At 39.2% G+C, this 10,836-nt stretch carries 8 protein-coding genes and 6 tRNA genes; all 14 read left to right on the top strand.

What is annotated here, in order from left to right:
- Positions 1-230: 230 nt before the first annotated feature.
- Positions 231-303: transfer RNA gene (locus AC6CHJ_RS15525), tRNA-Thr, on the top strand.
- Positions 304-405: 102 nt separating this feature from the next.
- Positions 406-480 (top strand) — tRNA-Glu (locus AC6CHJ_RS15520).
- Between the two features lie 20 nt (positions 481-500).
- A tRNA-Val gene (locus AC6CHJ_RS15515) sits at positions 501-576 on the top strand.
- A 6-nt stretch (positions 577-582) separates the two neighbouring features.
- A tRNA-Tyr gene (locus tag AC6CHJ_RS15510) sits at positions 583-666 on the top strand.
- Between the two features lie 5 nt (positions 667-671).
- Positions 672-746, top strand: a tRNA-Gln gene (locus tag AC6CHJ_RS15505).
- Positions 747-750: 4 nt separating this feature from the next.
- Positions 751-823, top strand: a tRNA-Lys gene (locus tag AC6CHJ_RS15500).
- 176 nt (positions 824-999) lie between these two features.
- Positions 1,000-1,902 (top strand): arginase, encoded by a 903-nt coding sequence (gene rocF / locus AC6CHJ_RS15495; RefSeq protein ID WP_066790722.1) that lies wholly within the window; start codon positions 1,000-1,002, stop codon positions 1,900-1,902.
- Positions 1,903-2,248: 346 nt separating this feature from the next.
- Entirely contained in the window at positions 2,249-2,812 is a 564-nt protein-coding gene (gene sigW, locus AC6CHJ_RS15490; protein WP_066790721.1) for an RNA polymerase sigma factor SigW, read from the top strand.
- Between the two features lie 13 nt (positions 2,813-2,825).
- Positions 2,826-3,446: a zf-HC2 domain-containing protein gene (locus AC6CHJ_RS15485; protein ID WP_251648502.1), complete on the top strand. Its 621-nt coding sequence runs from the start codon at positions 2,826-2,828 to the stop codon at positions 3,444-3,446.
- Positions 3,447-3,675: 229 nt separating this feature from the next.
- Positions 3,676-4,518, top strand: a complete 843-nt coding sequence (cdaA, locus tag AC6CHJ_RS15480; RefSeq protein ID WP_249775038.1) for a diadenylate cyclase CdaA — start codon at positions 3,676-3,678, stop codon at positions 4,516-4,518.
- Positions 4,518-5,831 (top strand): CdaR family protein, encoded by a 1,314-nt coding sequence (locus AC6CHJ_RS15475; protein WP_498289221.1) that lies wholly within the window; start codon positions 4,518-4,520, stop codon positions 5,829-5,831. Before cdaA ends, AC6CHJ_RS15475 begins: the two co-directional genes overlap by 1 nt.
- 77 nt (positions 5,832-5,908) lie before the next feature.
- A complete protein-coding gene (gene glmM / locus AC6CHJ_RS15470; protein WP_147197957.1) occupies positions 5,909-7,261 on the top strand; it encodes a phosphoglucosamine mutase in 1,353 nt (450 codons plus the stop codon).
- Positions 7,262-7,369: 108 nt separating this feature from the next.
- The gene (locus tag AC6CHJ_RS15465) at positions 7,370-7,888 is read left to right on the top strand and encodes a type 1 glutamine amidotransferase domain-containing protein (RefSeq protein WP_184117595.1); all 519 of its coding nucleotides are present in this window, start codon (positions 7,370-7,372) and stop codon (positions 7,886-7,888) included.
- A 483-nt stretch (positions 7,889-8,371) separates the two neighbouring features.
- Positions 8,372-10,174: a glutamine--fructose-6-phosphate transaminase (isomerizing) gene (glmS, locus tag AC6CHJ_RS15460; protein ID WP_498289226.1), complete on the top strand. Its 1,803-nt coding sequence runs from the start codon at positions 8,372-8,374 to the stop codon at positions 10,172-10,174.
- Positions 10,175-10,836: the final 662 nt, after the last annotated feature.

The following is a 10,836-nucleotide window of genomic DNA, read 5'->3' as shown; positions in this document are numbered from 1 at the left end:
ATTACATAAAATGTGAAGGCTTGTTGCCGTATAAATAGCCTAGAGATAGTTTTCAAATCATCACTTACTATTTAAATGAAGGTAATAGACTTCATCCTATATAAAAATAATTTATTTAGTTAAAGTAATCAAATAGTTTTTCATTATATTGTTGACAAAAGATTGTATCCAATTTACAATTAAAAATGTCTTTGCCATTAGGATTAATGCGTTGTTATAATCTAATATATGCTTCCATAGCTCAGTAGGTAGAGTGCTTCCATGGTAAGGAAGAGGTCACCGGTTCAAGCCCGGTTGGAAGCTTATTTATAAAGGTTAAACTTTTTAGGTTAAAACTGTTGCTTTTTATAAATTAGTATGGTAAAATAATTCTTGTCTTGTTAAAGAGATATACATAAAGCGGATGGCCCCTTGGTCAAGCGGTTAAGACACCGCCCTTTCACGGCGGTAACACGGGTTCGAATCCCGTAGGGGTCACCATCTTATATAACTAATATTGTGGAGGATTAGCTCAGCTGGGAGAGCATCTGCCTTACAAGCAGAGGGTCGGCGGTTCGATCCCGTCATCCTCCACCATTTGTCGGAGGGGTAGCGAAGTGGCTAAACGCGGCGGACTGTAAATCCGCTCCTTCGGGTTCGGCAGTTCGAATCTGCCCCCCTCCACCATCTATTGGGGTATAGCCAAGCGGTAAGGCAACGGATTTTGATTCCGTCATGCCCTGGTTCGAATCCAGGTACCCCAGCCATTTTGAGTCATTAGCTCAGTTGGTAGAGCATCTGACTTTTAATCAGAGGGTCGTAGGTTCGAATCCTACATGACTCATTTCTTATATAAAACCTTCTTCTTTTATTAGAAGAAGGTTTTTTGTTGTTTCTAAATAAGTATAGATTCTAGTATTCCAGTTTTCTTTTTGAATAAACATACAAAAAAATGTGACGTTGAGCCATCCCTATAAAAGCGGTTACAATATTAGCAGAATACAAAGGGGGTATTTAATAATGAATACATCATTAAACATCACAATGATTGGGGTACCAATGGACTTAGGTCAACAACGCAGGGGTGTAGACATGGGGCCGAGCGCCATCCGTTACGCAGGCGTGCATGAACGTTTAGAAACGATTGGACATACGGTAGAGGATTTGGGGAATATCGTCATTGAACCTGCAAAAGAAGAGCCAAACACAAAACTACGCAATTTATCAGCTGTATTGAAAGCAAATACAGAGCTAGCTAATAAAGTGAATGAAATGGTTAAAGAAGAACACTTCCCATTAGTATTGGGCGGAGATCACAGCATTGCCATTGGTACTTTAGCAGGTCTCTCAGATCACTATAGCAATTTAGGTGTTATTTGGTATGATGCGCATGCAGATATGAATACAAGCGATACATCACCATCAGGTAACATTCATGGTATGCCACTTGCTATAAGCATGGGTTTGGGACATGATAGTTTAGTAAACATTAGAAACTATGCACCTAAAGTGAAACCAGAAAACATCATTATCATTGGGGCACGCTCAGTGGATGAAGGCGAAAAAGAACTTATCCGGGAAAAAGGCATTAAAGTGTATTCAATGCATGAAATTGATCGTTTAGGCATGACATATATTATGCAAGATGCAATCAACTACTTAAAGGACAGAAATGTAGATGGTGTTCATTTATCACTTGATTTAGACGGTATTGATCCAATCTATACACCAGGTGTAGGGACTCCAGTTCCAGGCGGTATTACATATCGAGAAAGCCATTTAGCAATGGAAATGTTGCATGAATCAAATCTTATTACTTCTGCAGAATTTGTTGAAGTAAACCCTATTTTAGATGAAAAGAATCAAACAGCTGAAGTAGCGGTAGCATTAATGGGTTCTTTATTTGGTGAAAAGCTAGTATAAAAATGGGCGACTGCCCATTTTTTTTATTTTAATTTACAAAATGGAAAACATAAATTAAAAATGTTGGATATTTCCTTCCTGATTCTTGTTATAATAAAGTGATGTAACAATCAAAGAAGATTACTAAACATCATTTTTTTTATCTAGGTGGAATGATAAGAGACCCTATGAAACTAATTGCTAGTTTCAAGAGTTTTTGGACTGTAGGTTTCTTATCTAATCATCACATGTCCTATAAGTTTTATGATGGAAACACGTTAGGTGATAAAATTTAATGATGAAAAAATGAAACCAAACAAGACTGCGATACGTATAGTATGTAGCCGCATGGCGGAGGGGAATTCACATGGACTCGATCACGAACAAAAGAATAAAGCAAGTGCTGAAAGGTGACCAGCATGCGTATTCCGAAATTGTAAGCCTCTATCAACAGAAGGTCTACCAAATATGTTATCGTATGCTTAATAATCAGCATGAAGCAGAAGATATTGCGCAAGAAGCTTTTATACGGGCCTATACTAATTTACATACGTTTGATCTCAATCGGAAATTCTCAACCTGGCTTTTCCGGATTGCTACAAACTTATGTATAGACCGTATAAGAAAAAAGAAACCTGACTATTATTTAGATGCAGAGGTAGCAGGTACTGACGGGCTTGATATGTATTCTCAGATTTCTTCACCGGATCGATTGCCGGAAGAAGAAGTAGAAGGAATGGAATTGCAGGAGCGCATTCAATACGAAATCAGCTGTTTATCCGAAAAATATCGGACAGTGATTATCTTAAAATATATCGAAGAACTGCCGTTGCAAGAGATTAGTGAAATTTTGAATATACCGCTTGGAACGGTTAAAACACGTATACATCGCGGACGTGAAGCTTTAAGAAAGCAACTAAGCAATTTGTAGGAGGGGTTTCACAATGAATACATGCCCTAAAGAGATTGTGCAATATATGCATGAATATCTAGATGGGGATATTGCCAGTGAGCATGAGCAAGAGCTTCAAAAACATTTGTACAATTGCTCAGATTGCCGAAAGCATATGCAAGAGTTGGAAGATACAATCGCATTTGTGAAAGGCGCCATCGCTATCGCCACTCCTCCCCGTTTTGTAGATCAGGTTATGCAGCGGCTTCCTAGGAGAAAAATGAAATACGGATTTCAACGTTTTATCCGCAGACATCCAATTGCTATTGCTGCCGCTTTATTTTGCATTTTTATGAGCGCATCCTTTCTGTCGGGCTATAAAAATGATCAACAGTTTTCATATACAAAACAGCCAAACTTGCAGGTTGAGGGGCAAACGGTCATTGTGCCTGAAGGTGAAACGATAAAAGGCGATCTTCTTGTCAAAAATGGAGATATTCTTGTGAAGGGTGCAGTTGATGGCGATATAACCGTGATCAACGGAAAGTATATGGCGTCCTCTGCCAACGTGACAGGGCAAATCGAGGAAATCGATGAAATGTTTGAGTGGCTATGGTATAAGATAAAAAACAGTGCTAAAAAAGCATGGTCTATTATAGATAATAATGAATAAACTAATGATTAAGTCTGCTATCACAGTAGGCTTTTCTGTTTTATCCCGTATTATGAAGCTACAAGAGACTTACTTTAAACTATAATTCTGAATACTGTTCGTAAAGGCCCAAATGGCAATGGGGCTAAAAGAATGTCATTGCTTGTAAGGCCACTTCATCCGGGCAGAAAATAGAGCAGTTATGCTATACTTGATATAAACGTACTCGCTAGAAAAGTGGGGGATCCACATGTCTTTTATTAATGAATTTACACAGTTTACAAACAATCAATGGGTAAGAATGGTTTTAAACGTCATCGACATTCTGTTGGTCTGGTTGGTTATCTATAATATTCTTATATTAATCCGTGGTACAAAGGCCGTTCAGCTTTTAAAAGGCATATTCGTCATAATTATCATTCGGATTATTACAGTTTATTTTGGATTGACTACACTCGGCTGGATGACAAAACAGGTAATTGAATTTGGATTTTTAGCCATTATTATTATCTTCCAGCCTGAATTGCGTCGAGCACTCGAGCAATTGGGGCGAGGCAAGTTGTTTGCTAGAAGTAATATGCAGGAGGAAGAAGAACAAACTCGGCTAGTTACTGCTATGTCCAAATCAGTAAGCTATATGGCTAAACGAAGAATTGGCGCCCTTATCTCCATTGAGAGAGAAACAGGTCTGAATGAGTATATCGAGACAGGGATACCGATGTATTCTGAGATTTCTTCAGAATTAATCATAAATATCTTTATCCCGAATACACCGCTTCATGATGGAGCAGTTATTGTACAAAAAAATAAAGTTGCAGCCGCTGCTTGTTATCTACCGCTTTCTGAAAGTCCTTTTATTTCGAAGGAATTGGGAACGCGTCATCGTGCTGCGATAGGCATTAGTGAAGTGACAGATGCAATTACTGTGGTCGTCTCTGAGGAAACAGGAGCTATCAGTTTGACGATCAACGGGGACTTGCACCGTGACTTATCAATTGAAGAGTTTGAGGTCCGCCTGAGAAATGCTTGGTTCGGAGGAGCTACTAATTCAGTAGGTGCTTCTAAATGGGGCTTATGGGGGGGTAAGAAATAATGGATAAACTTTTTGAGAGTCCATGGTTTCTTCGTATTATGGCGCTCCTATTATCACTTTTGATATTTTTTACCGTTAAATCAGAGACGAGCACAGACAACAATACAACACCTACATCTGATCATCAAACGGAAGTAATTAAGGATGTGCCAGTAGAAGTTCTTTACGATAGTGAAAATTTAATTGTTTCAGACATACCAAAGACGGTAGACGTTTCGATTGAAGGTCCTTTAGCATTTGTCATCCGTACAAAAGCTATTAGGAACTATCATGTTTATTTAGATCTCAGCAAAGAGACAATTGGAGAGCACAAGGTTAAATTTAAATCCAAAGGCTTCTCAGATAAGCTGAATATACAAATTGAGCCGTCTACCATCAATGTATCAATAGAGGAAAAGGTAACAAAGACATTCAAAATTGACCCTGACTTTAATGAAAGCAGACTATCGCCGAATTATTTCATTAAAACGATGACGGCGAATCCAAGTGAAGTGACTGTCACTGGTGCCAAAAGTGTTATTGATAACATCGCCTATATTAAAGCCATGTTATCTAGTGACGGTAACATTAATGAGTCTTTCACAAAAGAGGCACCTGTTAAAGTATTGGATCGCGATATGAATAAATTAGATGTCTCGATCAGTCCGGCTACGGTATCAGTTAAAGTTGATATTGGTGAATACAGCAAAGAAGTTCCTCTATCACTTAATATAAAAGGATCGCCAAAGGGTAAGAAAGTAAAATCGATTAAAGCAGAAGAAACGATGATTACATTATTCGGTTCTAAAAATGACTTGGAGAAGATTCAATCTCTTCCTGTCGATGTTGATGTTACTAAACTTAAAAAATCCGGCGATATATCCGTAAACTTGGATAAGCCCAATGGTGTGACAAAGTTATCATTCAATCAATTACGTGTACATGTAATAGTAGATGACACATCTTCATCTTCTGGTTCAGATCAAGAGAAAGAAAAAGAAGACAAAAATGCAGACAATGAAGAAACAAAAGTAACAGAAGCACCCGTTTCTACCTCTACTGTTACGTTAAACGATATAGCCGTTAGCATAGAAAATTTAGACACTGACCAGTATGAAATAGAAGGCAATGCCAACCATTTAGTATCTGTTCTTGTGACTGGCGAAAAGCAACGACTTGCCAATATAGCCAAATCAGATATTCGGTTATATGTGGATGCAAAAGATGTAAAAGAGGGTATAAACAATCTGGAGATTATGGGTGAAAGCCCAAAAGGAACTACATGGAAGGCAAATCCAAATACAATGAAACTAAAAATTAGCCAAATTTCATAAAAGTGAAACTCCATAAAAGCAGGGGTTTCTTCTAGTTCATAAAATTGCATTTAGAGTTTTGAAGGAGAGAATACACAATGGGTAAATATTTCGGTACAGATGGCGTACGCGGAGTCGCCAATAGTGAACTAACACCAGAATTAGCATTTAAATTAGGGCGCTTCGGCGGCTATGTTTTGACAAAGGAAACAAGAGAACGCCCTAAAGTTCTAATTGGACGAGATACGCGTATTTCCGGGGAAATGTTAGAAGGTGCACTTGTAGCTGGTCTCTTATCAGTAGGAGCAGAAGTAATGCGTTTAGGCGTCATTAGCACACCAGGAGTCGCTTATTTAACTCGTGCGATGAGTGCGCAAGCAGGCGTTATGATTTCTGCATCTCACAATCCGGTAGAGGATAACGGCATTAAATTCTTTGGTCCCGACGGCTTTAAGCTATCTGATGCGGAAGAAGCAGAGATCGAAGCGTTACTTGACCAAGAACATGATGATTTGCCACGTCCAACTGGTGGAGCACTTGGCACTGTCAGCGACTACTTCGAGGGCGGTCAAAAGTACATCCAGTATTTAAAACAAACTGTATATGAAGAATTTACAAATATTCATATTGTGTTAGACTGCGCGCATGGTGCGACATCTTCACTTGCAACTCATCTGTTTGCTGACTTGGAAGCTGACCTTTCTACAATGGGGTCATCACCAAACGGCTTAAATATTAATGATGGAGTAGGTTCTACACATCCTGAGAAACTAGCACAGTTGGTTGTAGATAAAGGGGCAGATATCGGTCTTGCCTTCGATGGTGACGGAGACCGATTGATTGCTGTAGACGAAAATGGAAATATCGTTGACGGCGACCAAATCATGTATATCTGTGCTAAACATATGCATGAAGAGGGAAAACTGAAGCATGAAACAGTTGTATCTACAGTCATGAGTAATATGGGCTTTTATAAAGGATTAGAAGAACACGGTATGCATAGTGTTCAAACTAAAGTGGGAGACCGCTATGTTGTAGAAGCAATGCGCGAAGGAAATTACAATGTTGGTGGGGAGCAATCTGGCCATATTGTATTCTTAGACTACAATACAACAGGTGATGGCATGCTTACTGGTTTACAGCTTGTCAATACCATGAAAGTCACAGGCAAAAAGCTGTCAGAATTAGCTGCAGAAATGACGATTTATCCTCAAAAGTTGATCAATGTACGTGTAACAGATAAACATGCTGTGACAGATAACGCTAAAGTAGCAGCAACAATTACTGAAGTTGAACAAGAAATGAACGGCGAAGGACGTGTCTTAGTACGCCCATCTGGTACAGAGCCATTAGTGCGTGTCATGGTGGAAGCACCGACAAGTGAAAAATGTGAAGCATACTGCACCCAAATCGCTGCTGTTGTCAGCGAGGAAATGGGATTAAAAGAATAATAAAGCAAAAAAGGAACTCATATAAGAGTTCCTTTTTTTAGTTTAAAATTTGGAGATTGTGGAAAAGTACAAGTAGAGGCCAATAACGGCCCTATCTATGAAAAGGAGATGTTATCATTGGCTAAAGTAGCAACAGTAGTAACAAACCTAGTAGAAGATGTAGAATACACAGAACCTGTTAAAGCCCTTCGTGATGCAGGTCATGAAGTCGTAACAGTTGAAAAAACAGCAGGAGGCGAAGTTGAAGGAAAACATGGCACTAAAATTCAAGTCGACAAATCAATCGATGATGTAAAAGTAGACGACTTTGACGCATTATTGATTCCTGGTGGTTTTTCACCTGACCAATTGCGTGCAGACGAACGTTTCGTGAATTTCGCAAAAGCTTTCATGGATGCAAAAAAACCAGTATTTGCGATTTGCCACGGACCGCAATTATTAATCACTGCCAAAACACTAGATGGTCGTCACGCAACTGGCTATAAATCTATTCAAGTCGATATGGAAAATGCCGGTGTCAATTTCCAAGATAAAGAAGTGGTGGTATGCGAAAATCAACTGGTAACAAGTCGTACACCTGATGATATTCCTGCATTCAACCGTGAGATTGTCAATTTATTAAAATAGCCTAGACTGATACAATAGAAGCTAATCGAAAGAGCCTTCTTTCGATTAGCTTTTTCCATTACGTTTATAGTAAGCAACTAAAGGGTAATAGTGACATATGATAGTTATATCATCAAACTTGCATTTTATAATTGACTAAAAAAAGGCTTTTCAAGTATGATGAACATGCTGATTCTTTTTAAGTTAAGATCAGCGCATGCTAAGGAGGATTGTGTGCAAGCAAAAATCGGAAAAACAGTTATAGCGCCAGTACTGAAGAAATCGTGAATCTTCAGTAGACGAGGTGGAGGAGTATCGAAGTTTTCGGCGGATGCCTCCCGATCGCAATGCCCGATCGTTATCTTGCTTTTAAAGGACTCAAGTGATTGAGTAGACAGGAAAGCAAGAAGGCAAATTAGCAGCTGCATATGAATGACTTCGCCTGTAATAGGGGAAGCTTATTTACACGCGGCTAATTTGGCAAAGTTCGGAGGAAATGTAGTTATGTGTGGTATTGTTGGATATAATGGTTTACTTGATGCGAAAGAAATTCTATTAAAAGGATTAGAAAAACTAGAATATAGAGGTTATGATTCTGCAGGGATTGGCCTATGCACAGAAGATGGAGTTGCAGTATTTAAAGAAAAAGGCCGTATCGCTGATTTACGCAGTATTGTCGATGAAAGAGCAGCCGCTACTGTGGGCATTGGTCATACACGCTGGGCAACACATGGTGTGCCAAATCAGCTGAACGCTCATCCTCACCAAAGTGCGTCAGGCCGTTTTACATTAGTGCATAATGGTGTATTAGAAAACTATCATCACTTGCAAGATGAATATCTAAACGGAGTTCAGCTAAAATCTGATACAGATACAGAAGTGCTTGTCCAATTGGTTGAGAAATTTGTAGAGGACGGCATGGCAACAGAAGAAGCATTCCGCCATACGTTAACACTTGTACACGGTTCTTATGCCCTTGCTTTATTGGATGCAGAAGAATGTGACACGATTTATGTAGCTAAAAACAAAAGCCCGCTTTTAGTAGGTGTAGGCGAAGGGTTTAATGTAGTAGCATCTGATGCGATGGCAATGCTACAAGTAACAGATCAATTTATCGAATTGCATGATGAAGAAGTTGTCATTGTTCGCAAAGACTCTATTGTAATCCAAAAACTTGATGGCACAGTAGTAGAACGTGCACCTTACACTGCAGAGCTAGATATGAGCGATATCGAAAAAGGCACATATCCACACTACATGCTAAAAGAAATCGATGAACAACCTGGCGTAGTTCGCAAAATTGTTCAAAACTATGAAGATGAAGAAGGCAACCTAGTGATTCCTTCTGACATCGCCAATGCTTTACATGTTGCAGATCGACTTTATATCATTGCAGCAGGTACTAGCTATCATGCAGGCCTTGTTGGCAAACAATACTTTGAGAAAATGGCAGGCATCCCTGTCGAAGTGCATATCTCAAGTGAATTCGGCTATAATATGCCGTTACTATCAGAAAAGCCATTCTTTATTTTCATCTCACAATCAGGCGAAACAGCAGATAGCCGTCAAGTGCTTGTGAAAATTAAGGAATTAGGCCATCCAATTTTAACTATTACGAATGTACCTGGCTCTACTTTATCACGTGAAGCGGATTACACATTGTTACTGCATGCAGGCCCTGAAATTGCCGTAGCCTCTACTAAAGCATATGTTGCACAAGTAGCCGTACTTGCAATCGTTGCCTATGTAGAAGCACAAGCGAAAGGCAAAGCACTGGACTTTGATTTAAAAGCAGAGCTTGGCATTGCAGCAAACAACATTCAAACAATCGTTGACCATAAAGAAGACATGGAACATGTAGCAGCAGATTTCTTAGAAACAACACGTAATGCTTTCTTTATCGGCCGCTCAATGGACTTTTATGTCAGCTTAGAGGGCGCGCTCAAACTAAAAGAAATCTCTTATATCCAAGCGGAAGGGTTTGCTGGAGGAGAGCTAAAACACGGTACAATCGCATTAATTGAAGATGGTACACCTGTATTTGCGCTTATTACACAAAAAGGAGTAAGCCTTAACCTAAGAGGTAATGTGAAAGAGGTAACCACTCGTGGTGCCAACGCTTGCATTATTTCGATGGAAGGCATGGAAGAACCAGGCGACACAATCGTCCTTCCACCTGTACACCCGCTTCTAACACCGCTTGTATCAGTTGTTCCATTACAATTGATCAGCTATTATGCATCTCTTGCACGTGGCTGTGATGTGGATAAACCAAGAAATTTGGCTAAGTCGGTTACAGTGGAATAGTTGTATTCCTAGTGAGTGAGTTATACTGTCTCTCTGTAAATAAGTTTTTCCCTCGTAATTCAAGTTCGTACCTGCTGTAAATAAGTTGGTACTGAACGGAGGGAAAGCGGGAGCAGATACAACATTAAGTATGCTTACTTCACCAGGATCGGGAGTCGTACCATCGGTACGATATCCCGATTTTTTGTTTGAGCGAATAATTGATCAAAGTGGGAAAAAGCCCGTATGACAACATTTATGCTGAATAAGCAAGAGAAAAGAGCGGGAGGAAAAGCCTAAAAAAGGCTTGATCCATCTTACTTTTCCTCACTGTTTTATTTGATTGTTAGGGAAGAACTTTATTTCATTTTACTCTTCTTTAACTCCTGTTTTTTATCGGCTTTCCTTCCCGAAAGGGTTGTTCTATAGATAATGAGAACCTATTTGGAAACAGAGTGAGATTAATTCAGTATTTTATATAGAGAACAGAAAACAGTTACCTAATTGGTAACTGTTTTCTGTTCTAATAGTCGTGCCAGTAATCCTGTAGTAAAAAGTAAAGAAGCTCTACTTATGTTACAACAGGACAGAATCCCTATATTAAATGGGTTAGCGTCAGAAAAATTCCAAGGACGCCACCCCCTTTTTTAACTATATTAAGGAAGCTTTGATGTTCTTAAAGA

This window comes from Rummeliibacillus sp. GQ308, from assembly GCF_059759115.1.
This window is presented reverse-complemented; position numbering and strand designations above follow the sequence as displayed.